This window comes from Frankia sp. Cppng1_Ct_nod (assembly GCF_920656135.1).
Taxonomy (GTDB): Bacteria; Actinomycetota; Actinomycetes; order Frankiales; family Frankiaceae; genus Protofrankia; species Protofrankia meridionalis.
In genome coordinates, this window is the sequence record NZ_CAKKTK010000060.1 from 1 (window position 1) to 22632 (window position 22632).

The following is a 22632-nucleotide window of genomic DNA, read 5'->3' on the forward strand; positions in this document are numbered from 1 at the left end:
CCGGCGATCAGATCGAAAAACCGGTTCTTGCGGCGGGTCCACCGTTCGTCGTGGCGCATCGCCCGCCTGTCGGCTCGGGCCGCCTTGTGGGATCCGCCGTGGTAGCGCCACCGTGCCCACGGCGAGCCTGGACGGGCCAGCCGGATCGCGCCGATCAGTGCGACGAACGGGATGAGCAGCCCGATGATCCCCAGCTGTAGCTTACCTTTCAGGAACGTGATGACGACCAGCGCGACGTTGAGAAGAAGCGTTACCACATAGTCCCACAGGGCTGTGCTCTGGCCGTTGTCGAGCCCGTTCACCCCGAACGGCAGGCTACCCAGGACGAGCAGCCCGGTGACCGCAATCCCAAGAATCACCGCATCGACCGACATACGGCCCTTCTCGCTCCAGTAGACATCCTCCAGATGCAGGACCAGGGCGAACTCGTCCAGGACGAGGGCGATCCCGACACCGAACAGAGCCGCCAGCAGGTCCCACCACGGTGAGGAGCCGCCGGCCGGGGTGAATGCCCCCACCCCGGCGACGGACATGAAGACGATCCCGAAGACGACATGGTGGACGTGGGTTCCGCCGGCCGCGACGTTACCCGGCCACCACGACACCCCGGAGCGGATCATCCGGACGCTGAGTCGAATGAACAGAAATGTGACGATGAACGCCACGAGCAGCACGAACAGTGGTTGCTTTCCGGGCTCGACGATCACCCGGTGATAGAGGTCTGCGACGGTGTCCATCCGGACTCCCGGGATATTTCGGCCTGCGCTGGTTATCCGACGCCCGGCTCGCCGCGTTTCGCGGGCGCGAGGGAGTCGTGTGCCCGGACGACCAGCCGCGTCATCTCGTATCCGACAAGTCCGATTTCGCACGAGTTGGAGGTGAGAACGGACAGACAGGCGCCGTCACCGATGGCCATGAGCAGCAGGGTTCCCTTATCCATCTCGACAATCGTCTGGGCGACCGCTCCGGCGTCCATCAGGACTGCCACGCCAAGGGTCAGGCTGAGTAGCCCGGAGGAAACCGCGCCGAGCTGTTCGGCCCGCTCGCGTGGAAAACCGTCACAAACCGCGAGAAGAATACCGTCGGCCGACACGACAATGGCGTTCGCGACCCCGGGTACCGACTTGACGAAATTGTTGATGAGCCAGTCCAGCTCCGGCCCCCGCGACGTCTCCCCGGTCATGCGTCCCCCTGCCGGTCGAGCGGCGGGCGCACGCGTTCGGACGCGGCGCAAACAGGCCTGGACGGCTGCCGTTCCGCGGTCGAGCAGGCGTCACCCGGATCAGCGCACGGCGTACCGCCGGGCGAGGACACCGGACCCACGGTGCCCACCCTGCTCCCGTGGTTGTGCCCCGGTTCCCTCGGACGAATCGATCCTCCGTGACTCCGGTAGTACACTTTGCGCCTTTCTGACAGCCTTTACGCCCATCGGACCGTCCCGGAAGTCGTGCAACCTGGTGTGATCCGGCCGGGCCGATGCGCAAGCTTATGCCCTGCTCGGCCGTTTGCTCGGCCGGCCGCTGTCGCGCAGGTCGATGGATCCGCTGGCTGTCCTGTTGCTGTGATTGTGCTGCGCCGCCGTTTCGGCGGTTGCCGCGAGGTTGCCGATGACTCCGGGCGGCGGTAACTGTTTCAACCTCGATCGGTAGCGACCCATACGCATCGGGTGCTTTCACCACAACCTGGTTGTGACCGGTTTTCCCGCATTATACGCGCGACTCATGAATAGGCTGTTTTCTGCTTTTCAGAAGTTAAGTCGTTTTTGTCTGGATCGACCCTTCCGCAAACCTGGGCGGATCAAAAAAACCCTGGTCATAGGACAGACCGTCCCCCCGTCCACCGGATGCGGACGGGGGGACGGGGGGACGGGTGGGGCCGTCACGGTCGGCCGATGGCGCTGGTCAGCCGACAGCGACCTCCTGTTCGAGCCGTGCGGCGAGGTTGTAGATCCGGCGTTCGAAGCTCCCGGACCAGTACGGCCTCATCGGAACGGTGATCTCCTGGTGGATCGGCGCGGACTCCCAGGCGAGGAACTGCTCCTCGCTCTCCCACTCGCTGAGCAGGAGGTAACGGCCGGGATCCTCCCCGTCCCGCAGCAACTCGTCCCCCAGCAGGCCGGGCGTGCCCTTCATCCGTGCCGTGACCTGGGTGTAGGCCTGCTCGAACCCGTGCGCCAGTTCGGGGGCGACACTCGCGAACACCAGGATGCGTGCGGTCATCGGTCATCTCCCGTGCTGTCGAAATGGGACAGGATGTCCGTGAGTTCCAACTGTGCGCTTTCGCGCAACTCGCGTAGGGGTGCGGTCAGGGCGTCCTGCTCCGGGCTGCGCTCAAAAGCGTGGAACGACTCCCGGTCGTCCCAGTCGCTGGTGATCACGAACTCGTGTGGGCCGCCACGCAGCAGGGCCTGGCGCAGGTTGCCAGGCGTCCGGCTCGCGGTCAGTGCGATCTTCTTCCAGGCGGCGGTGAAGTCCTCCTCCCGGCCGGGCCGGACCCGCATCCGCAGGGTTGCTCTGATCATCGGATTCCGCCGTCGACGTGCGGGGTCGCCCCGGTGATGTAGCGGGCCGCGTCGCTGACCAGAGCCGGCCTGCTCTTGAGTCCGGAGTCCATCAGTCGTCTCCCCCATGGGGTGTGGATGTTTGGACGGCCCGCAGGATCAGCGAGCTGTTGAAGCCGCCGTAGCCGCGGGCGTTGACCATCGCGACCCGCACCGCTGCCTTCCGCGGTTCGCGGACCAGATCGAGGCGGTATTCGGACACGGGTTCGTCGAGATTGCCCACGGCCGGGATCACCCCGTCGCGGATGCACAGCAGTGCGTTCACGGCTGCCAGCGCGGAGCCGCCCGCACACATCCGGCCGATGAAGCCCTGCGGAGCGGTAACGGGGACGCGCTCGGCATGGGCGCCGAACGCCAGGTGGATCGCCTGGGCCTCAAGGTCGTCCAGATCGGGTGATCCCGCGCCGTCAGCGAAGATCACATCGATGTCGGCAGGGGTGAGGTTAGCGTCCGCGAGCGCCCGGCGCATCGCCTCGGCGTACCAGCGGGGGTCGGGTGCGGGGTCGCGATGATGGTGTGCGTCGTGGGTTGCCGCGTACCCGGCGATCTCGCCGTACACCTTCGGCGTGCCGCGGGCCGCCGCGGATGCGGGATCTTCCACGACGAGTGTCGCGCCGCCCTCGGCGGGTGCGTAGCCGTCCGCGGACCGGTCGAACGGTTTGTAGCCCGCCTGAGGTTCCCGGCCGGTGGTGAGCCGTCCACCTGTGGTCTGGCAGGTGAGCGCATACGGGGTCAGACCGGCCTCGGCGCCGCCGGCGAGAACCGTGGGAGTTCCGCGGCGGATGGTCCGCCGTGCCTGCGCGAGGCTGTCGAGCCCGCCGGCGGCGTCGGAGACCACTACTCCGGATGGACCCTTGACACCGTGGCGGATCGAGGTCTGGCCGGTGGTCGCCGCGTAGAACCAGGCGATGGACTGGTAGACGCTGACCGCCTGACGACCCCGGCTCCACAGCCGCTGGATCTCCCGCTGTCCGAAGTCGTTCCCCCCGGACCCGCTCGCGAACACCACGGAGGTCGCGTACGGGTCATGCGCGGCCGGGTCGTAGGCGGCATCGGTCATGGCGAGCTGGGTGGCTGCCATTCCCAGCCACGTCCACCGGTCGGTCTGTAGGACGATTCGGCCGCTGAGATGGTCGGCAGGGTCGAATCCGTCGACCTGACCGGCGAGTGTGGTGGCGTACCGGCTGGCGTCGAAGCCCGTGATCGGCCCGACCCGCAGCTCGCCGCGCAGTGTCGAGCGCCAGTGCTCCTCGGCACCGATGCCGCTGGGGGCGATCACTCCGACGCCGGTGATGACGGGACGGGTAGCCCGTCCGGGGGTGCTCACCTGGCATCTCCTCCACGGTCGAGCACGATGGCCGACTGGAACCCGCCGAAACCGCTGCCGACCGACAGCGCCACGTCCACGTCGTGGTCGCGGGCGATGTTCGGGACGTAGTCCAGGTCACATTCGGGGTCCCGCCTGCTCCAGTTCGCGGTTGGCGGGACAACGCGGTTCTCGATCGCCAGCGCGCAGGCGGCGATCTCGATGGCGCCGATCGCCCCGAGGGAGTGGCCAACCATGGACTTGATGGAGCTCACCGGAACCTGGTAAGCGTGCTGCCCCAGCGACTTCTTGAACGCCGCGGTCTCGTGCCGGTCGTTCTGCTTGGTGCCCGAACCATGGGCGTTGACGTAGCCGACCCGGGTCGGGTCGGTGCGGCCCTGGCGCAGCGCGTCCGAGATCGCGTCAGCCATGTCGAGGCCGTCGGACTTCAGCCCGGTCATGTGGTAGGCGTTCGAGCGCGCGGCGTAGCCGGTGATCTCGCAGTACACATGCGCACCTCGGGCTCGGGCATGCGTGAGCTCCTCCAGCACGAGTACGGCCGAGCCCTCGCCCATCACGAATCCGTCCCGGGTGGCGTCGAAGGGGCGGGAGGCGTGCTCGGGATCGTCGTTGCGGGCCGAGGTTGCGCGGATCGCGTCGAAGCAGGCGATCGAGATCGGGGACAGCGGCGCGTCCGTCGCCCCCGCGATCACGATGTCGGCCTCGCCGTCGACGATGAGCTGGTGGCCGTACCCGACCGCGTCTATTCCGGAGGTGCAGCCGGTCGAGACCACGAACGCGGGACCATGCGCCGCGAACCGGCACGCCACCTCGGTGGCCAGGCAGCTCGGCACCAGAGCGTGGTACAGGAACGACGACGCGTAGTTCGGGTCTACAAGCCAGTCGCGGCCGCTGTTGCTGGCGACCACGTATTCGTTCTCCAAGCGGGTGGTCGCGCCGACCGCGCTGCCGAGGCTCACACCCACCACGGGACCGTTGGCGTCCCGGTCGGCGCTGAGTTCCAACCCGCTGTCCGCCACCGCCTCGGTCGCGGCGGCGAGAGCGAACTGGATGAACCGGTCGTTACGGGCGATCTCCTGTGGGGTCAGGCCGGCGGCTTTCGGGTCGAAGTCGCATTCGGCCGCGACCTGGGAGCGAAACTGCGTCGGGTCGAAGAACGACAGGCGCCTGGTGGCTGTGCGGCCCTCCGTCAGGAGATCCCAGAACTCCTTGCGGCCCGTGCCTCCCGGTGCGACCACTCCGATGCCGGTGATGGCCGTCCTTCTCACTTCCAGCTCCTTCATGGGGTACTTCTCGTTCATGGGGTACTTCCCGGTTCGGGCACGGGCGATCAGGTCCGCGGGAGCGGTTCGGTGTCCACGTGGCCGAGGTCGGGGCGCGGTGCCAGCGGGCTCAGATGAAAGACGAGGAAGGCGGTCTCGTTTCCCTCGTTGACGATCCGGTGCCGCGTGCCGATGGGGATGAGCAGGCCGTGTTCGGCCGGCAGTTTCGTGTGTTCGCCGTCCAGCCGCGCGGTGACGCCGCCCGAGACGCAGTAGAGGAACTCCTCCGAGTACGGATGCCAGTGCTCGGTGACGACCTCGCCCGGCTGCAACGTCAACGTGCCGAGGAAGCCGGACTTGGCCCCGACCGTCCCGGGGGACAGCAGGGTGCGGATGTCCCCGCCGCGCCGGCGGTTGGCCGGGACATCGTGGATGGACAGCACGACCGGTGTGGTGCCCGGGCCGCTGGTTGTCACGGTCATGGCTTCTCCCTCACATCATCCCTGGGGGCCTTCGGTGGTCGGTCGATCAGGCCTGTTCCGGCACGGCGCTGACGGCCCGCGCCGCTCGTTCGACCTTGTCCCGGATGACGCCCATCTCCCGCCGGGTATTGTTATTGATGTTGTTGGTCATCCACTCGTCGTCCACCGGGGCGTCCGGACGCATGTGGAAGTCCTGAACCCAGCGCATCCGGGTGCCGGTTCCCTCGGGTTCGTATGTCCATTCGATGTTCATGTACTCGAAGGGGCCTGGCTCGACCCGGCGTGCCTCAACGCGGTACTTGTCCGGGTCCAACGTTCGTTCCGAAACCCAGCTCCAGACCTTCCCGTCCGGGTCCGGGTGCATGGTGAGGCGAAATCTGAAGGTCTGGCCCAGATGCTCCAGGATCTCTACCGAGGCGTATTCGGTGAAAAGACCTGGCCAGCCTTCGAGATCGTTTGTAGTCATCCAGACGAAACCTATTTCCGCATCGATCAGGATCGAGTTCTCCGTGTGCGCCATCATTTCTCCGTTCGGTTGACGTCATGGTCCCGCAGGGTCGTCCCGCAGGGTCACCCCGTGCGGTACCAGCTCAGGCGACTTCCTGACGGGCATCGGCGTTGACGGCGGTGAGAATCTGCGCGAGGGTGTAACCGGCGGGTGGTTCCGCGGGCAGCTCGACACCGAACGCGTCGAAAACAACGGTCTGTAGATGCAGATAGGCGAGTGAGTCCATTCCGACCTCCTCGAAGGTGACATCAAGGTGGTCGGGTCGGTCCTCGGAGGCGAGGACGGTCTGCTCGACGAGGAAGTCGAGCAACTGATCGGTGCTCCACGAATGTGCCATGATGCTCTCTCCTTAGTGTCGGTGGTCAGGCATGCCAATGGCGCAGGCGAACAGCGAGGCCTGGAATGATCAGTCGGCGACCCAGGAGTAGAAGTTCCTGGCCATTGCGTCCCGCGGGCTGCGCCAGGTATCCGGATCGTATGCGGTGACGTACTTCCCAAGCTTTGTGTTGACGTCCACGAACAAAGGGTGATCGCGGATGACGGGTAGCGCCGGGCCGACGTCGTCAGCGGCTTCGATCAGATGGAAGTACAGTCCATGGAACCTGAAGAGATCCCGGCGGACGACACCTAGCAGATTCGGTAGCTGACCGTCGTCGGACTCGCGGAAAACATCGGCCACCGCGGCCTCGTCGTCCGCTTCCATACGGGCGACGATAAGAGTCCGGTGCGTCATCCGGCAGCCTTGTGAACGGCCGGTAGCACCGGGTCGGAGAATATCGACACTCCTGCTCCCTGGCTATATTCGAGAGAATGTGGGTGAAGGCGTGCGACGTCGGCGTCGCAAGGATTGCCGGCGGGTGCCGACGACTGGGCGTGCTCGCCTGCACATGCCGGTCTCAGGACCGGATCAGCCACTGTTGCCCAACAGTACCCGGCCGGCCCGGCCCTTCTCCCTACGGAAGCATGCTGTATTGGGCCGTTTGTGTCTCGAAGTTGGCGTGGCAGGAACATGTATTGGCAGCTTTATGCCAACACCTGGCGCCCGCTCGTACGATGGTGTTATAACCATCCTCTTTCTGCCGCGAGGATCCCGGCCTGGAAACGGCTGCGTGCGTCCATCCGGCGCATCAGATCGGCAATCATGCGGCGAACGGTCCTGACTGACACCCCGAGATGTCGGGCCGCGGCCTCGTCCTTCGCACCGAGGCTCAGCAGCTGCAGGAGCATGCGTTCCTGATCGCTCGGCTCCTGATCAGCAGGTTCCGGGTCGTCGGAGTTCCGGGCGTCCGGGTCATGGGCGTTGTGATTGGCAGCCGCCTTTTCGAGGCCTTGTGGATCAGGGGGTTCCGCGGTTTCCCAGGCCTGGTCGAACAGCTTGATGACCAGGTCTGTCAGGGCTGCATCCCGCAGGAGTAGCGCATGGCCCTCAGACGCGTCGGGCGCCAGCAGGACCAGGCCGATCCGCTGGTCGACAGTGGTTATGCCCGCTGGCAGGGCGTCGGCCAGCCGCAGGTCCAGACCGTGCGCTGCCGCGGTGCGCGCATAGGCGGCAGTCGCGTCGTCCGACCAGGCCGTACGGGAGTAGACGCTGCGCATGGCGACTCCGTGGTCAAGTGCTCGCAGTACCGCCTGCGTACTCGCCGCTGTCGCGGTCGGCCCCGGTCCGGGCCCGATGTGAAGCGCGAGTACCTCTCGTTCGGCCCGGGTCACCAGCTTCGTCAGCGCGGCCTGGACGGCTTCGGCGTTGTCGAGGCGTTCCACCTGGGCGCCGGAGCCCATGACCTGACGGCCCTGTTCGTAGTCATCGACCAGTGTGCTCAACTGCATACGTGCGCGGATGAGCTGCGCTTCGTGGCGAATGAGCTGCTCCTGACGACGGATCAGCTGGCCGTGCTGCTGGCGGAGCAGCTGTTCCAGCGGAACCTCGGGGTGCACCGCTATGAGATGGCCCGGCTTCTCCCGCGACTGCACCAGCAGTGAGAGTTCGACGAGCCTGTCGCGGGCTCGTTGGATGATGCTGGGAGGTTGCCCAAGGGCCGCACTCACGTCCTCGGTGGTCATGTCCTCCTGGCGTAGCCATAACCGGTAGGCGGCAAGGGAAGTCTCGTCGAGACCAAGAAGATCGGACACCTGCCTCTCCCACGCCGACTAGTCGACGTGGGGGATGGCCTCGGAGAGACCCCGTTGCCGGGCCTCGGTCGCGACCGTGTCGAGTGAGTGGCGGACCAGCGCGATCAGGGTCTGGCGGACGGACTCCCGCCGACGCGCGTCGCAGAAGACGATGGGCCGCCGGATGTCGACATCGAGCGCGTTACGGACGTCCTCGAGTTGGTATTCCTTGGCCCCGGTGAACCGGTTGACCGCCACCAGGAACGGGATGTCACGCTCCTCGAAGTAGTCGACCGCCGGAAACGAGTCGGCGAGTCGGCGGGTGTCCACGAGCACGATGGCACCGATGGCGCCGAGGACCAGCTCGTCCCACATGAACCAGAACCGGTCCTGGCCCGGCGTGCCGAACAGATAGAGGATCACGCTGTCGAGCAGGGTGATCCGGCCGAAGTCCATGGCGACGGTTGTCGTGGTCTTGGTATTGACCTGGGACGTGTCGTCAATGCCGAGGCTGGCGGAGGTCAGGGCTGCCTCGGTGGTGAGCGGGGGGATCTCACTGACCGCACCGACAAACGTCGTCTTGCCCGCACCGAACCCGCCGGCAATTATGATCTTTACCGGGCTGGGCGCGGGGGGCCTGGTCGTATCCGTTCTAGAGGGTCTGAAGTCCATCGAGCACCTTCTCCATCAGCGCTACGTCGGGACGCTCGGTCGGTCGGGCTGGACGGGTGACGTGGACGAGACCGGCGTCGATCATGTCGCCGACGAGGACCCGTGCCACGCCGACCGGAAGGTTGAGCTGCGCGGAGATTTCCGCAATAGACTGGAGGTTCTGGCAGAGCATCACGATGTCCTGCTGTTCCGGATCAAGATTTCGGACCATCGCCCGCCCGTGCGCCGTTGTCGAGACCAGGGCTACCAGCTCCAGCGCGCGATTGGCCGCCGGCCGCGTACGGCCGCCGGTGACGGCGTAGGGGCGGACGACCGGACCCGCCTCCTCATCGAACCACTCCTCGTCCACCGGTCCTCCTGATCAGGGCATGGTTTCAGGTCCCTTTCGGGCCTTCGGCGGCGCGGGGAAAAGTCGTGACCGCGCCGCCGAAAGCTGATGGCCGTAGGCCAGTGAGCCGTTACCGTGGCAGGGCGGCCTGCATTTCAGCGCGCAGCTCGGGAGTCAGGAACTCGCCGACACGGATGACCAGCAGGGCCATCTCGTAGGCGATCAGACCGATATCGGCTCCCGGCGTGCTGAGAATAGCCAGGCAGGATCCGTCGCCAACCGCCGTGACGAAAAGAAAGCCCTGTTCCATCTCCACGATTGTCTGACGGACGTTGCCGCCGCCGAAGAAACGCCCGGCGCCCCGGGCGAGGCTGTTGAAGCCCGAGGCGACCGCTGCAAGCTGGTCGGCCGTTGTCCGGTCCATCCCGTTCGAGGTGGCCAGCAACAGACCATCGGACGACAGCACGATCGCGTGGGTAACCTCCGGGACTTTCCTGGTGAGGTTGTTCAACAGCCAGCTCATGTTCTCGGCCGGGCCGATGTGGCGCATCAGATCACCTTCCTGGCGTCATCGCTACCGTTCAGATTGGGTCCGTCCTGTATGCCTCGGCCGAAGTTGGACTGGAAGGAGGACATCATCGCCCGGATCTCCTCCGGCGACCGTGGGCCGGCGAGGACCCCCGGTGCCGGGGGGTCGGTGTCGGACGTCCCTCGAAGCTCGGGCGCAAGGCTGGCGCGCCGCTTCCGCCTGGGCAGTCCTGTCTCGGTTCTCACTATCTCGGTGGCAGGCGATGCCGGTGCGAGTGTCCGCGGGAGCGCGGGAGGTTGCATGCCGAATCCCGAGCCGAGTCCTGGTGTCGCAAACCGGTCGTCGCCGTGCGCGGAGGCGGTCCACTGTGTCGGCGAGTCCGGTGGTTCGGCCCACCGGCCGAGCGGTGGGGCCGGTGGGGCCGGTTGGGCCGGTGAGTCCGGTGGTTCGGCCCACAGATCGGACGGCTCCAGCAACTGGGCTGGGGTGTCCGGTGCCGCGCCCCAGCCGGCGGGCGCCACCGGAGCGTTCGGTGGTGACCACCGCTCAGAGCTTTCCGCAGGTGTCCCGGGGTTGGTGGACCCGAGTCCGTCCCGCTCGGAAACGAACCAGCTTGAGCGGATTGTGGCGAACACCGGAAGGTCATCCATGAGCGTCCGGTCCTCACCGCTGCCACCCGAGCCCACCGCCGCGCCCACGGACATCAGCTCCGCGGGTTCGGTGGAGCCGTTGAAGGACAGATCAAGCCCTGGTTCGGTGGTGTGACCGAAGCTCGCCGGTGTCGGCTGGCCCGCGGTCTCGTCCCCTCCGCGGAGCAGGGCGGTCGGGAGCAGGACGATCGCAAGGGTGCCGCCGTACGGGGACGGCCGCAACTGGACCTGGATCGCGTGCCGCTGCGCCAGCCGGCCGACGACGAACAGGCCGAGTCGCTCACTGGTCCGCAGGTCGAAGGGAGGCGGGTTGCTCAGCCGTCCGTTGATCTCGGCGTACTCCTCGTCGGTCATACCAAGGCCGCGGTCTTCGACCTCGACCACGCAGCCGTTGGAGACCTCGTGCCCGGAGACGTTCACGGGAGTGTGCGGTGGCGAGAAGGAGGTCGCGTTCTCGATCAGCTCGGCGAGCATGTGGATCACGTCACCGACCGCGTGCCCGCCGACGGCGGAACCGCTGATCGGGAGAACTTTGACCCGGGTGTAGTCCTCGACCTCGGCGACCGCACCGCGGACGACGTCCTTGAGCGGGACGGGCCGACGCCAGCCACGGGCTGGTTTCGAACCGGACAGCACGATGAGGTCCTCGGCGTGGCGCCGCATCCGGGTCGCGAGGTGGTCGAGCCGGAACAGCTCGGCGAGCTCGTCCGGGTCGGTCTCCTTGCGCTCCAGCCCGTCGATGACCTTGAGCTGGCGGTGGATCAGCGCCTGGCTTCGACGGGCCAGGTTGAGGAACGTGTCACCGATGCTCTTACGCATCGCGGCCTGCTCGACAGCGGTGCGCACGGCGACCTGGTGGACGGTGCTGAAGGCGTCGGCCACCTGACCGATCTCATCCTTGGTCCGGACCACGACGGGGAACACCTCGGTATCGAGGTCGATCTGTTCCCCGTTGTGCAGCCGTTCCACAACGTCGGGCAGGCGATGGTCCGCGACCTCGAGAGCGGCCTGCCGCAGTCGCCTGAGCTGACGGATCATCGGGCTCGCCACGAGCAGCGAGATGCCGATCGACACGGCGAGGACCAGCACCACGATGCCGACACCGATCCAGGCCCCGTGGCTCGCGCTCGACGCGATGCTGTCGCTTCGCTTCTCCAGGTCGACCGCGATCTGGTTTTCCACCTCGCGCATCCGGGCGAGTTTGTTGTCAGCGGCCGTCAGCCATGCCTGCGGGTTGACGGTGATCGGTTGGCTCATCTGGGCCGCGAACACCGTGCCGTCACGCATTTGCGACACGCCGTCCACGGTCGGGCCGACCGTCCTGTTGTAGAAGTCCTGTTCCTGCTGTGACGCGGTGGTACGGAACTGCGTGATCCAGGCGTCTTCGGCGCCGCCACTTGACTGGATCAGTTTGACGATCCCGACGTTGCTCTGGCGGAGGAAGAGGATCACGGCGACGTAGCCGCGTTGCAGGGCGGCGGCTTCCTTCGCCCGCGTCATGCTGGTCAGGCTCGCCGCCATGTTCACCAGCTCGGCGTTCTCGGTCCCGAGGCCGACCTGGGCAACGACGTTCAGCAGGTCCGTGACCGCCTTGGTATAGAAGGCCACGTTCTTGTCGCGGTCCGTCTGTTGCTGGTCGATCGCCTGGCGGTGGGCGGGAAGCTGATCGAGTTCTTGCTGAATAGCGTCCAGGACGGGTTGCAGGTTCTTGGTCGCGCTCTGGGGCAGCCTGGCCGCGCCGGTCCGGTAAGCGTCCACGGCCGCGTTGGTCGGGGTACGGGTGGATCGTACGTCGTCCACGCCGGCCCGAAATCCGCTTCCGACGTACGTGCCCGACGCGTTGCGTTCCTTCTGGAGCGCGTCGAGAAGGTCGTTGACCTTGATGGAGAAACCCGCGAGGACCCGGATCCGATCACTTGTGCTGACGCTTTCGAGGTTCGCCCGCACCTGGATGGCACTGAATACGGCCAGTGCTACCAGCGGAACGATGAGAATAGCTACCAACTTGGAGCGGATTGGCCAGTTCTGGAGCATCCGGTCCTCTCGTTCGACGCCGTGCCCGGGCGCCTGGTAGGTGCGAGCGGTCTTCCTGTCATGGCTTCGCCGTGGCCGGGTACGAAGGCGGAGCCCATACTTTCCCCCGTGGGCGAGACGACTCTACTCGAGTGAAAAGTCCGGATTCGGTCGGGGCATACCCGGGTGAAATTGTGGCTCGCCGTCGTTCCGAGAGCGGAAAGACGATCCCGGACGGCAGGTGGGTACCAAAAGATGATCCAGTGGTTTTTTGTTGATCAGCATTCCGAACTATCAATTTTTATTGTCTTCCGGTTTGTGTCGCACACAGGACTCCGCGGCCGGCGACGGATCGGTGGATCCGGCAACGTCATACGTTGTTCATGTGGAGTTCCGGATGTGGCGGCAGGCGGGTTCCCGGGTTGGTCCACACCTGGTGGGCGGGACCATTGAATTCTCTCAAAAATGGTCTGGAATATGTCCCGGACTTATCCCTGTTACTTGAGGATTGCAGCTGTATGAAATCAGGCATTGCCGCGACGATCGCCTTACCTGTTGTGAGATGTCGGGCGGCTGCGGGGGTTCGGGTTCGTCTCTGATGCACGGCAACGAGGCACGGCGTTCCGGTTGATCGTTATCAGTGACTGACCGGAACGCCGGGTAGTCGACGGCGGGGCGCCCGACGCCGTCACGGCCAAGGGAGTCGGATCAGCCGGGTTGGGTGAAGTGGGTGCCGGCACGGACGAGCACGTGCGCGCCGGTGGGCAGCGCCTGAACCCCGTCGGCGGACCGGACCAGGGGATACACGGCGAAATGGTAGGCCAGCCCGTCATCGGGTGCGGGCAGGTGCCAGCCACCTCTGATCTCCAGAGTGGTGTTGGTGACCTTGGCGCTCCGGGCGGCCGCATCGTCCGGCCCGGTGGGCGGTGTGTCGCGGCGCCACAGGACCCGGGCCTCGGTGATGCCCGGCGGCATCTGGAACGTCAGGATGATCTCGGTGCCGCGGTCGACGGCTCGCAGGTTCCGGACGCCTTCGCCGGCGTGATGGGATGTGGAACGGCCGACAACCGCACGGTTCCCGGCGATGCTGACCGGTGTGTACACGATCGGGCCGGTGGCCACGGCATTTAGATCGGGGAGGCGCCCACGCCTGCTGTTGCCCACCAGCCGGCCGAGCCCTTCCAAAGAGGCGGCGAGCAGTTCGGTGTCGACCGGTCCGAACGGGCCCGTCGTGGAGTCGGCCGCCCCGTCCGCGACAGGCCCCCCCGGACCGGGTAAGCCCGCGGGGGGTTCGGTGGCGTAGATCCGTACTTCCGAGCCCGGTACCGTCGTCCACCGCAGCGTCGTCACGCTGCCGCTGCTGTCCACCTCGAGGTCGAGTACCGGACGGGGGCGTGCGATCACAGTCACGACCACCTCCGCGCCCTTCGTATGGGCCAACGCGCCGAACGTGTCCGGATAGGACACTCGCACCCGGTAGCGATAGGTGGCCCCGGTCTGCACCTCGCGGTCGACATTGCGCCCGCCCGACCCACGGAACCGTCGGATGGCGCCGTGGAAGGAGGAGGACTCGTCAAAGCTCCGCTCGATCAGCACGTCGTCATAGCCCTGTTCGAGCTGCCACGACAGCGCCACGCCGTCACCGTCCATGTGGGCGCGCAACTCGGTGACGTCCGGGGCGATCACCATCGGGTCGGTCCGTGCCGGCTCCGAGCGTCTGCCACCGGCAGTCGACATCACCTCGTGCCAGACCGGCACACCTCGGGGGACACCCGCGTCGGACAGCTCGTTGGATCCGGTCGTGCCGAGGCTGCGTTCGGACCGTCCGCTCTGCGTGGCAGGGTCCGTCACCACCCGCAGAACGCGGTAGGCCACCGGCCCGGACGACTCCGGCGGGTTCCAGTGCAGTACCACCGCGCCGTCCTCCTCCCTGGCGGTCAGGTTCGACGGCGGCGCCAGTACGACAGGTTGGTCGGGATGCCGGTCGGCGGGTTGGTCCGTCGGTGCGGCGGGCCGGTCGGCGCCGGCATCTCCGCTTCGACCGGCGGATGCGATCTCGGCGGCCGCGTCGAAGGCGTAGCGCGCGCCGACGTCGTCACGCCTGACGATCGTCGGACGCCGGGCTGCGGGGGCCGCTCGCGCCTCCGGCGGTCCTGCCTGGACGCCGGGCGTCTGCGGCCGTGCCTGGTTGGTACCGCCCGCGACCTGCGTGGCTGTGACCTGTGTGGCGGGAGTCTGCCCGCCGGTGGACGGCCGTGCGACCGCGATGTCGGAGAGGAGCTGGCATGCCCGCTGCGCCGTCAGCCGGTCACGGGGATCCTTGTCGAGCAGCCCGGCAAGGACCTCCGCCAGCGGGCCTGCCCGGTTGGTCGGTGACGGCGGTTGGAACAGGATCGCCGCCACCATCGCGGCGAAGGTGTCCCGGTAGAACGGTGGCCGACCCTCCACGGCGAAGTAGAGCGTCGCGCCGAGGCCGAACAGATCCGCCTCGGGTGTCGCGGGATCGCCGTTCAACCGTTCGGGTGACATGTACGAGGGTGTCCCCAGCACCCCGGTGACGGTGAGGGCGGAGTCGGAGTCGCGGGTCGCGATGCCGAAGTCGGTCAGGACCACCCGGCCGTCCGTCCCGATCAGCACGTTCGAGGGCTTGACGTCGCGGTGCAGGATGCCGAAGGAGTGGGCGGCGGACAGGGCGTCGCCCACCGCGATGCCGATGCGTGCCACCTCGGTGACGGGCAGTGGTCCGTGGTCGCGAACCAGTTGGAACAACGACTGGGACGCCACGAGCTCCATCACGATCCATGGCAGCCCATCCTCGACGACCACGTCGAGGATGGTGACCACATTCGGGTGGCTGCGTAGCCGGGCTGCGTGCCGGGCCTCTCGCAGCGCCCGCTCGACCCGGTCGTGACGTTCGGACGGCGAGAGATCGCCACCGAGGTCGATCTCCTTGAGCGCGGCTTCGGTCAACAGCATCTGGTCGAAGGCGCGCCAGACCGTGCCCATTCCGCCGGCGCCCAGCCGTGCGATGAGCAGATACCTTCCCGCCACCATGCGGTTCTCTTCTGGAGCGGCAGCCACGTCGCGCCCTCCGCAATCTTTCCTACGCCGCGTTGTCCCAGTGCAGCATGCCACTCGGCGGGGGAGTCGGCGTTCGCCGCATCCGATGGTTCATGACAGTCGCCGGCTCATGACAGCTGCCGGTTCATGACAGTCGCCGGTTCATGACATCCTGGTATCGGAGACGTCGACTGCGTTCCCGGCCACCCGAGTCCTGTCGGTCAGACCCCGGTCGACCAGGATGTGGCCTGGTCCGGGACGTGCCTGCCGGTAGGCGACCACTGCCGCGGCGATGGTGAGGACGAAGGGTATGCAGGCGAGAACCATCCACACCAGCCACCCACCCGCCGGCGACCATGCCGGGTTGGACGCGAACCAGACCGGTCCGTGCAGGCCGACCGCGTACCGGTGGCCGTTGGCGGCCCAGGCGACGAACTGGCCGACCGCGGTCAGGCCGATGACGGCGGACGCGACCGGGGCGCTGTAGCGGGAAACCCGCGCGGGCAGTCGATCGGCCAGTACCTCGACGCAAAGCAGGGGCAGCATGACCAGCGCCGGCAGGATGTACCGCCCCTGCATCCCGAAGCCGTTCTGGATGAACACCGCCGCGGCGAGCAGTTCGTACACGACCGCGACCGCGAGCACGCTCCCGGCGAGCAGCAGGCGATCGCGCCACCGTCCGACCGCGAGCGCGACCAGCAACAGCCCAGCGGCCAGAAGTCCCCACAGCCAGTACACGGCTGCCGGCAGCGGGACGGACTGCCAGCCGAAGACCCCGACCCCCTGGCGTGCCGAGGCGGGGACCAGACCGGCGGCGACCACGAGCCCGTGCCCGAACCGGTCCCACAGCACCGGGGTTCGCAGTGACAGGCTCTGGGTCCAGACGACGCAGACGGCGGTTCCCACCGTGGCAATCGCGACCGCGCCGGCCGCGGCCCGTCCGCCCGAGCGGATCCGGCTCCATGCCCCGCGTAGGGAAAGGCGCCCGAGCCCGATGGCGATCGCGAGCATGACCCACAGCGGTGCCAGGGGGCGGCTCAGCGCCGTCACGCCCAGGACCGCGCCGGCGGCCCACCAGGTCCGGGCCTGCGCGGGTTCCGTCCGGGACAGCCGCAGCACCGCGGCGCCGGATGCCAGCGCGCCGGCAACCTCCGCGCCACTGGTGCCGGCCTGCGAGCTGAGGAAGACCGCCATCGGCGTGACCGCGACCGCGACCCCGGCCAGCAGCAGGGGACGATGGCCGCGCCGTCCACCGAGAAGGAGCCGGAGCCCGGCTGCGAGCAACCCTGCCGAGACCAGCGCCGAACCCATCCGGGCCAGGACATAACCCGACGGGACGGACCATGCCGCCCAGGTGAGCGCTCCCTCGGGCAGATACAGCCATGGCGGGTAGGCGCCGACGATGCTGTCGACCCGGCCGGTCGGGACGGTCGGTGGTTTGTTCAGGCAGGTGGCTGGCACGTCCTGGTGCAACGCGGTACACGGAGGACTCGTCGTGGTGCGCAGCTCGATCGGGACGGAGAAGCTGCGGTAGGCGTTCCGGACCTGGCGCAGCGAATCCTCGCTGAATGCTTTGAGAGCTTGCAGTTCAGCGATCGGGACCGGATCGCCGAGTATTTCCCCCCGTCCCGCAGCCACCGCTTTCACATAGTGGCTGGGTTCGTCCGGAGCGGTTCCGGGCGGGTTCGTGAGCGTCCACAGCAGAATCCACCCGGTCAGCGCGGCAAGGAGGAGGGCCGGCGCGAGCAGATATCGGACGCCGGGCTCCGGACGTTTCCTCATCGGAGGTTACCGCCATGAGACAGGATTTTCGTCGACAGCTTTTTAAAATCCCGCATGGCGACCCTCCGAATGCCTGTTGCGCGGGGTAACCGTAGGCTCCTCTTCTCCGGTCCGCATCTGAGGGCGCAACCGCCTTCCCCTCGTGGCGTATGTGGTGTATACGGCAGATACCAGTCGTGATGGTACCCAGAGCCTCGTCAACACCCGAACCGGTCGACCGGTACCACACGATCCGAAGGTCGGCATAGTTCGGCGGAGTCCACCTCGCCTGACGGCCCCTGGGGCACGGTTCGCGGTGGACTCCGCCGTCGGCGGATCAGATCAGACGGCCAACCATGCGGCCGGCTGCCGTCGGAGGTCGAGCACGTTCTGACGACGTCAGGATGATGTATCCGTCGTTGACGTGGTGGCGGGTTGCCCGTCCGCGGGCTGGGCTGGTGGCGTGCTCGTGGGTTGGGGCCGCCAGCTGGTCACCAGGAGGGCGATCGCGCCCGCGAGCCCGAGGCCCGCGGAGATACCGAAACCGGCCCAGCCGGCCCCACCCAGTCCGATCGCATGGTCGAGCGAGGCCTTGCCCGGACCTGCCGTGGCGATCGCGATCGACATGATTGCGATCATCAGGACGTATTCATAGCCCTCGCGGAACACGAAGAACCCGTTGGGCCGGTGCGCGACGACTCCCGCGACCACCATGAGGCCGACTCCGGCCGCTGCGGCGAGAGGAGTGAGGAATCCGGCGGCGAGGCCGATGCCTGCCGCAAACTCGAACAGTACTGACATCCAGGCCTGCACGACCGGGGGGCGAAGGCCCATGGATCCGTACCAGCGGGCCGCGCCCGTGATCCGACCACCGCCGAAGAGGTGGTTCCATCCGTGCGCAACCAGTGTCAGGCCCACACAGAGCCGGATCAGCAGGATGGCAGTGTCGATATGGGTCATTTCACGCTCCCAGGAAAGTGCGGGTGGATCGATGTCGCCCGCCGTGGCACTGGGCGTCATGCGAACCGGTCCGTCGGAGTCGAGTCGCACACCACGGCATACGCACCACCCTTCGCCACCTTTTGTGTACACGATTTGGCTGTTTGTCTACACGATTTGTGGGTGCGTTGGACAGGGCGGGTGGACGGGTTCCAGCCCTGGGTGGCGCCCTGGCCGGGCGGGTGGCGGGTGGCCGGTCGGTGTCCGTTCTCGTCTACCGGACGGCGGCGAAAGCGCGTGGAAGGGGGATGCCGGGAGCGGTCGGCCGGGCAGGCCGCAGGCAGGTTTCGGTGATGGCTCAATGAACTATACGATGGATCGATGAACAGACGCCCAACCGACATCGACGCGACTGGTCACGTTCGGGTGCCCAAGACTGCCGAGTTGGTGGCGGCCACCCTACGTCGACAGATTATCCGTGGTGATCTTAGGGAAGGCGACGGCCTCCCCAACGAGGCGTCGTTGATGGCGCGGTTCGATGTCTCGCGGCCGACGCTGCGTGAGGCGTTCCGGGTTCTGGAATCGGAGGGTCTGATCGGCGTGCGGCGGGGCGCGCACGGCGGGGCGCGGGTACATGTGCCCAACAGTGATGTCGCGGCGCGTTTCGTGGGGCTGGTCCTGCAGTACGACAATGTGACGGTTGCCGATGTCCTGGAGGCACGTTCGGTGATCGAACCGCCGGCTGTCCGCCTGTTGGCGGCACGGCGGCGGCGGCGGGACATCGACGCGCTGACGGCGCACCTGGACGAGGACGAGCGGCGGCTGGCCGGTCCGGAAAGCCTCGTGTCAGCACATACGGACTTCCACGAAACTGTGGTCGAGCTGGCCGGCAACCAGACGCTGGGGGTTCTGACAGGGATGCTGCGCCATCTGATCACGGGTGTGATCATGGTGCACCGGGCCGCCCTGCCCTCCGGCGAGGGGAGAGAGTCCCATGAGGACGAGCTGGCTCTGCGGGCCCACCGGAGACTGGTCGAGTTGATCGCTGCCGGCGATGCCACCGGAGCCGAGGTCTTCTGGCGGCGGCACGTGGTGGAGACCAACCAGGTCCTCCTCCAGCATTTCGACGAGGCCAGCGTGCTGGACGTGCTTGGCTGAGGTTCCTTCGGCCACGGCAGGCCACGGCAGGCCACGGCACGGCACCGCCAGGTGTGCGCCCCCCGTCAGGCCGCCGAGCGCAGCAGTGGCGCGAGCCTGGTGCACACGAGGTTGACGTGTCGGGCTACGAGCTCCTCGGGCATCCCGCCGAGCGAGGCCCACAGGTACACCGTGTCGACCGGAGCGTCTCCGACCAAGACCCGGATGCTGCTCGCGACATCCTCGGGCGTGCCGTAGTGGAAGTAGTCGAGCGACCCTTTCGGCGCCTTGTGGTTGCGGATGCGGTCGGGGTCGACCGGCCGCGGCGTCGGCGCGCCGGTTCCCTCCACCATGTGCCGGCGGTAGGAGTCAAGCTGGTAGGCGAGGTGCTGGCCGACGACCGGCCAGTCCCGTTCCGGGTCCTCGCTCACCCAGCCCTGGATGCCGCCGCCCATCCGCGCGACGGCAGGGTCGTGCCCGGCCTCGGCGAGGGCCTTGGTATAGGGGACGGCGTTCGGTCCGAACGCGGTGAGGAGATGCTCGCCGAGCAGACCTGCCCGCCGGGCGCCCTGGGGCCCCAGGTATCCGAGCCAGATGGGCAGCCGGTCCTGGACGGGCCGTGGGGTGACCCGGCCTTCGGCCCAGATCCGCCGCAGCTCACGGACCCGCTCGTCCGTGACGGTGTACCGCTTCGACTGGTCGGCGCCGTACAGCTCGAACTCGGGTACCCGGTAGCCGGCGCCGAGGCCGAGATCGAGGCGTCCACCGCTGATGATGTCCACCACGGCGGCCTGTTCGGCGATCTCGACCGCCGAGTGCAACGGAGCGATCAGGATGCCGGTGCCGATGCGTACCCGGCTCGTGCGTGCCGCGATGGCCGCGGCGAACGTGAGCGGCTGCGGGAGGTAGCCGTCATCGAACAGGTGGTGTTCGGTCACCCAGATCGAGTCCGCGCCCAGACGCTCCGCCTCCTGGCACATCTCCAGGGTGAAGCCGTACAGGCGGGACGGGTCCTGGCGGCGGTCCGGCGGGTTGCGGAGGTCGAAGTAGAGGCCAACCTGCATGCTTCTCAGTCCCCTTCGTCCGGACGGTGCCGGCGTGCCGTAGACCTCGCCACCACGCGAGTGAATAAGGTAGACAATACAGATGAAGCATCTTCGTGTCCTGGAGTGCGCCGGGTCGCGGCGCGCTACCCGCCGGTCGCCCTGGGAGGCCCTGTGAAGATCGATAAAACGCTTCCGAAGGACATCGACAGTGTCAGGGCGAACGCGCAGGAGACGGAGACCGCCGGGTACGACGGCCTGTGGATAGGCGAGACGCAGCATGATCCCTTCCTGTTGTCGCTGCACGCGTCCGACGCCACACAGAACATGACGGTCGGCACCTCCATCGCGATCGCCTTCGCCCGGACCCCGATGACAGTGGCCAACGTGGGTTTCGACCTGGCCCGCTACTCCCGTGGCCGGTTCATCCTGGGCCTGGGCTCCCAGGTCAAGCCGCACATCGAGCGGCGCTTCTCGATGCCCTGGTCGCAACCGGCGGCGCGCATGCGCGAGTTCGTGCTCGCCCTGCACGCGATCTGGGACACCTGGCAGAACGGGACACCGCTGTCGTTCGAGGGTGAGTTCTACACGCACACCCTCATGACTCCGTTCTTCTCCCCCGCGGCGCACGAGTGGGGTCCGCCGCCGGTGTACCTGGCGGCGGTCGGCGAGAAGATGACCGAAGTGGCCGCCGAGGTGGCGGACGGTATCTTCCTCCACCCGTTCTCGACGCCGCGCTACCTGCGCGAGGTCACCCTGCCCGCGCTCGAGCGCGGCCGGGCGAAGGTCGGCCGTACCCTGTCGGACTTCGTGCTGGCCGGGCCCGCGTTCGCGACCGTGGGCCGCAACGAGGCCGAGCTCGCCACGGCGATCGCCGGCACGAAGAAGCAGATCGCCTTCTACGCCTCGACCCCGGCGTACCGGGGGGTCCTCGACCTGCACGGCTGGGGCGACCTGCAGGTCGAGCTCACCCGGATGACCAAGCAGAACCGCTGGTCGGAGATGGGCGACCTCATCGACGACGAGATCCTGCGGACCTTTTCCATCGTCGGGTCGCCCGCGGAGGTCGGCAAGGGCCTGCGGGAGCGGTACGGCGACGTTTCCACCCGCATCACCTTCTACGCGACCTATGAGAGCGACCCGGCCATCTGGCCGGAGGTTCTCGACGCCGTCCGTAGTTGATTCGCAGCCGATACGAGCCGGTTGGCTGATTCGACCGCAGGGACGAGGAATCCCGCCGATCAGGGAGAGAAATGAGCATTCTGGACGGCAAGGTGGCCATCGTGACCGGGGCGGGTCGTGGCCTCGGTCGGGCACACGCGCTGTTGCTCGCGCAGCAGGGAGCCCGGATAGTCGTCAACGACCCCGGGGTGGCCTGGGACGGTGCGGGCAAGGACGAGGGACGGCCCGCACAGCAGGTCGTCGACGAGATCGTTGCCTTGGGTGGCGAGGCGGTCGCGAACTTCGACAGCGTCGCCGATTGGAAGGGAGCCGACGGGCTGGTCCAGCAGGCCGTTGACACCTTCGGCGGGCTCGACATCCTCGTCAACAACGCCGGGTTCGTCCGGGACAAGATGTTCTTCAACCTCGACGAGGACGACTGGGACTCCGTCATCGAGGTGCATCTCAAGGGCCATTTCGCGCCGGCCCGTTTCGCGGCTCGCTACTGGCGGGCACGGTCGAAGGCCGGTGAGGACATCTACGGACGAATCATCAACACCGTCAGCGAGTCCGGCCTGGTCGGCAACTTCGGCCAGGCGAACTATGCGGCCGCGAAGGCCGGGATCACCGCGCTCACCGTCGTCATCGCCCGCGAGCTGGCCCGGATCGGCGTGACGTCCAACGCGATCGCGCCCCGAGCGCGTACCCGGATGACGACCCAGACCTTCGCCGGTTACGGCCAGGTGGAGGAGGGCAAGTTCGACAACCGGGCCCCGGAGAACATCAGCCCGCTCGTCGGGTGGCTCGCGAGCCCGGCCGCGGCCGACATCACCGGCCAGGTCTTCCACGTCTACGGCTCGGTGGTGTCGGTGTTTCGAGGCTGGGAGATCGCCGAGACCATCGATGCCGGCGAACGGGCCTGGACGACCGAGGAGCTGGTGACCGAAGGGCCGCGACTGTTCGCGAACCACGACCGCGGGCTGCCGCCGAACCTGCCGGGCGTGGCCTCGAAGGAGTGAACTTCTGGCCTGCCATCCGTCCCACCCCACCGGGACGGATGGCAGGCCCGGATCGACGCTCTCAGGCACCCG

General features: G+C 67.3%; 22 protein-coding genes. 3 read left to right on the top strand and 19 right to left on the bottom strand.

Features of this window, described 5'->3' with window-relative positions:
* The 18 genes from NBW77_RS16130 to NBW77_RS16215 form a co-directional block, all read right to left on the bottom strand.
* Positions 1-737: hypothetical protein (locus NBW77_RS16130; RefSeq protein ID WP_250279951.1), on the bottom strand; the 737-nt coding region annotated here is incomplete at its 3' end.
* A 32-nt stretch (positions 738-769) separates the two neighbouring features.
* Positions 770-1183 carry a roadblock/LC7 domain-containing protein gene (locus tag NBW77_RS16135; protein ID WP_131744856.1) on the bottom strand — a complete coding sequence of 138 codons (414 nt, stop codon included), beginning with the start codon at positions 1181-1183 and terminating at the stop codon, positions 770-772.
* Positions 1184-1901: 718 nt separating this feature from the next.
* Complete coding sequence (locus NBW77_RS16140) at positions 1902-2219, bottom strand: antibiotic biosynthesis monooxygenase family protein (RefSeq protein ID WP_131744857.1); 318 nt, start codon at positions 2217-2219, stop codon at positions 1902-1904.
* Complete coding sequence (locus NBW77_RS16145; RefSeq protein ID WP_131744858.1) at positions 2216-2521, bottom strand: antibiotic biosynthesis monooxygenase family protein; 306 nt, start codon at positions 2519-2521, stop codon at positions 2216-2218. The genes NBW77_RS16140 and NBW77_RS16145 overlap by 4 nt, the downstream gene beginning before the upstream one ends.
* 91 nt (positions 2522-2612) lie before the next feature.
* Positions 2613-3887 carry a beta-ketoacyl synthase N-terminal-like domain-containing protein gene (locus NBW77_RS16150; RefSeq protein ID WP_131744859.1) on the bottom strand — a complete coding sequence of 425 codons (1275 nt, stop codon included), beginning with the start codon at positions 3885-3887 and terminating at the stop codon, positions 2613-2615.
* Positions 3884-5188, bottom strand: coding sequence for a beta-ketoacyl-[acyl-carrier-protein] synthase family protein (locus NBW77_RS16155; protein WP_284346940.1), 1305 nt, complete (start codon positions 5186-5188; stop codon positions 3884-3886). Before NBW77_RS16155 ends, NBW77_RS16150 begins: the two co-directional genes overlap by 4 nt.
* Before the next feature lie 29 nt (positions 5189-5217).
* Entirely contained in the window at positions 5218-5631 is a 414-nt protein-coding gene (locus NBW77_RS16160; protein WP_131744860.1) for a cupin domain-containing protein, read from the bottom strand.
* Between the two features lie 46 nt (positions 5632-5677).
* The gene (locus NBW77_RS16165) at positions 5678-6154 is read right to left on the bottom strand and encodes an SRPBCC family protein (protein ID WP_131744861.1); all 477 of its coding nucleotides are present in this window, start codon (positions 6152-6154) and stop codon (positions 5678-5680) included.
* Between the two features lie 67 nt (positions 6155-6221).
* Positions 6222-6476: an acyl carrier protein gene (locus NBW77_RS16170; RefSeq protein WP_131744862.1), complete on the bottom strand. Its 255-nt coding sequence runs from the start codon at positions 6474-6476 to the stop codon at positions 6222-6224.
* Positions 6477-6545: 69 nt separating this feature from the next.
* Positions 6546-6872 (bottom strand): TcmI family type II polyketide cyclase, encoded by a 327-nt coding sequence (locus tag NBW77_RS16175; protein WP_131744863.1) that lies wholly within the window; start codon positions 6870-6872, stop codon positions 6546-6548.
* A gap of 326 nt (positions 6873-7198) precedes the next feature.
* Positions 7199-8269, bottom strand: coding sequence for a helix-turn-helix transcriptional regulator (locus NBW77_RS16180; protein WP_131744864.1), 1071 nt, complete (start codon positions 8267-8269; stop codon positions 7199-7201).
* 18 nt (positions 8270-8287) lie between these two features.
* On the bottom strand, positions 8288-8920 hold the full coding sequence (locus NBW77_RS16185; RefSeq protein WP_131744865.1) for a GTP-binding protein: 633 nt from the start codon (positions 8918-8920) through the stop codon (positions 8288-8290).
* Complete coding sequence (locus tag NBW77_RS16190) at positions 8901-9269, bottom strand: DUF742 domain-containing protein (RefSeq protein WP_131744866.1); 369 nt, start codon at positions 9267-9269, stop codon at positions 8901-8903. Before NBW77_RS16190 ends, NBW77_RS16185 begins: the two co-directional genes overlap by 20 nt.
* 109 nt (positions 9270-9378) lie before the next feature.
* A complete protein-coding gene (locus NBW77_RS16195) occupies positions 9379-9798 on the bottom strand; it encodes a roadblock/LC7 domain-containing protein (RefSeq protein ID WP_131744867.1) in 420 nt (139 codons plus the stop codon).
* The gene (locus tag NBW77_RS16200) at positions 9798-12461 is read right to left on the bottom strand and encodes a sensor histidine kinase (RefSeq protein ID WP_131744868.1); all 2664 of its coding nucleotides are present in this window, start codon (positions 12459-12461) and stop codon (positions 9798-9800) included. Before NBW77_RS16200 ends, NBW77_RS16195 begins: the two co-directional genes overlap by 1 nt.
* A gap of 687 nt (positions 12462-13148) precedes the next feature.
* Positions 13149-15521 carry a protein kinase domain-containing protein gene (locus tag NBW77_RS16205; protein WP_349817027.1) on the bottom strand — a complete coding sequence of 791 codons (2373 nt, stop codon included), beginning with the start codon at positions 15519-15521 and terminating at the stop codon, positions 13149-13151.
* A gap of 141 nt (positions 15522-15662) precedes the next feature.
* Positions 15663-17282 carry a DUF2142 domain-containing protein gene (locus NBW77_RS16210; RefSeq protein ID WP_131744869.1) on the bottom strand — a complete coding sequence of 540 codons (1620 nt, stop codon included), beginning with the start codon at positions 17280-17282 and terminating at the stop codon, positions 15663-15665.
* 378 nt (positions 17283-17660) lie between these two features.
* On the bottom strand, positions 17661-18221 hold the full coding sequence (locus tag NBW77_RS16215; RefSeq protein WP_131744880.1) for a DoxX family protein: 561 nt from the start codon (positions 18219-18221) through the stop codon (positions 17661-17663).
* Between the two features lie 360 nt (positions 18222-18581).
* Here NBW77_RS16215 and NBW77_RS16220 point away from each other — a divergent pair, with 360 nt between their 5' ends.
* Entirely contained in the window at positions 18582-19358 is a 777-nt protein-coding gene (locus tag NBW77_RS16220) for a FadR/GntR family transcriptional regulator (protein ID WP_131744870.1), read from the top strand.
* 65 nt (positions 19359-19423) lie between these two features.
* On the opposite strand, the gene NBW77_RS16225 is transcribed toward NBW77_RS16220, so the two are convergent.
* A complete protein-coding gene (locus NBW77_RS16225; RefSeq protein ID WP_250279952.1) occupies positions 19424-20401 on the bottom strand; it encodes an LLM class flavin-dependent oxidoreductase in 978 nt (325 codons plus the stop codon).
* Positions 20402-20554: 153 nt separating this feature from the next.
* Between NBW77_RS16225 and NBW77_RS16230 the strand changes: the two genes are divergently transcribed.
* Positions 20555-21562 carry an LLM class F420-dependent oxidoreductase gene (locus tag NBW77_RS16230; RefSeq protein WP_250279953.1) on the top strand — a complete coding sequence of 336 codons (1008 nt, stop codon included), beginning with the start codon at positions 20555-20557 and terminating at the stop codon, positions 21560-21562.
* Between the two features lie 71 nt (positions 21563-21633).
* Entirely contained in the window at positions 21634-22560 is a 927-nt protein-coding gene (locus NBW77_RS16235; RefSeq protein WP_131744871.1) for an SDR family oxidoreductase, read from the top strand.
* Positions 22561-22632: the final 72 nt, after the last annotated feature.

What these genes read in the sequence shown, in the direction of transcription:
- NBW77_RS16135 (WP_131744856.1), bottom strand. Translation starts at nt 1,183, where the DNA reads ATGACCGGGGAGACGTCGCGGGGGCCGGAGCTGGACTGGCTCATCAAC.
- NBW77_RS16140 (WP_131744857.1), bottom strand. Translation starts at nt 2,219, where the DNA reads ATGACCGCACGCATCCTGGTGTTCGCGAGTGTCGCCCCCGAACTGGCG.
- NBW77_RS16145 (WP_131744858.1), bottom strand. Translation starts at nt 2,521, where the DNA reads ATGATCAGAGCAACCCTGCGGATGCGGGTCCGGCCCGGCCGGGAGGAG.
- NBW77_RS16155 (WP_284346940.1), bottom strand. Translation starts at nt 5,188, where the DNA reads ATGAACGAGAAGTACCCCATGAAGGAGCTGGAAGTGAGAAGGACGGCC.
- NBW77_RS16160 (WP_131744860.1), bottom strand. Translation starts at nt 5,631, where the DNA reads ATGACCGTGACAACCAGCGGCCCGGGCACCACACCGGTCGTGCTGTCC.
- NBW77_RS16165 (WP_131744861.1), bottom strand. Translation starts at nt 6,154, where the DNA reads ATGATGGCGCACACGGAGAACTCGATCCTGATCGATGCGGAAATAGGT.
- NBW77_RS16170 (WP_131744862.1), bottom strand. Translation starts at nt 6,476, where the DNA reads ATGGCACATTCGTGGAGCACCGATCAGTTGCTCGACTTCCTCGTCGAG.
- NBW77_RS16175 (WP_131744863.1), bottom strand. Translation starts at nt 6,872, where the DNA reads ATGACGCACCGGACTCTTATCGTCGCCCGTATGGAAGCGGACGACGAG.
- NBW77_RS16185 (WP_131744865.1), bottom strand. Translation starts at nt 8,920, where the DNA reads ATGGACTTCAGACCCTCTAGAACGGATACGACCAGGCCCCCCGCGCCC.
- NBW77_RS16195 (WP_131744867.1), bottom strand. Translation starts at nt 9,798, where the DNA reads ATGCGCCACATCGGCCCGGCCGAGAACATGAGCTGGCTGTTGAACAAC.
- NBW77_RS16200 (WP_131744868.1), bottom strand. Translation starts at nt 12,461, where the DNA reads ATGCTCCAGAACTGGCCAATCCGCTCCAAGTTGGTAGCTATTCTCATC.
- NBW77_RS16210 (WP_131744869.1), bottom strand. Translation starts at nt 17,282, where the DNA reads ATGAGGAAACGTCCGGAGCCCGGCGTCCGATATCTGCTCGCGCCGGCC.
- NBW77_RS16215 (WP_131744880.1), bottom strand. Translation starts at nt 18,221, where the DNA reads ATGACCCATATCGACACTGCCATCCTGCTGATCCGGCTCTGTGTGGGC.
- NBW77_RS16220 (WP_131744870.1), top strand. Translation starts at nt 18,582, where the DNA reads ATGAACAGACGCCCAACCGACATCGACGCGACTGGTCACGTTCGGGTG.
- NBW77_RS16225 (WP_250279952.1), bottom strand. Translation starts at nt 20,401, where the DNA reads ATGCAGGTTGGCCTCTACTTCGACCTCCGCAACCCGCCGGACCGCCGC.
- NBW77_RS16235 (WP_131744871.1), top strand. Translation starts at nt 21,634, where the DNA reads ATGAGCATTCTGGACGGCAAGGTGGCCATCGTGACCGGGGCGGGTCGT.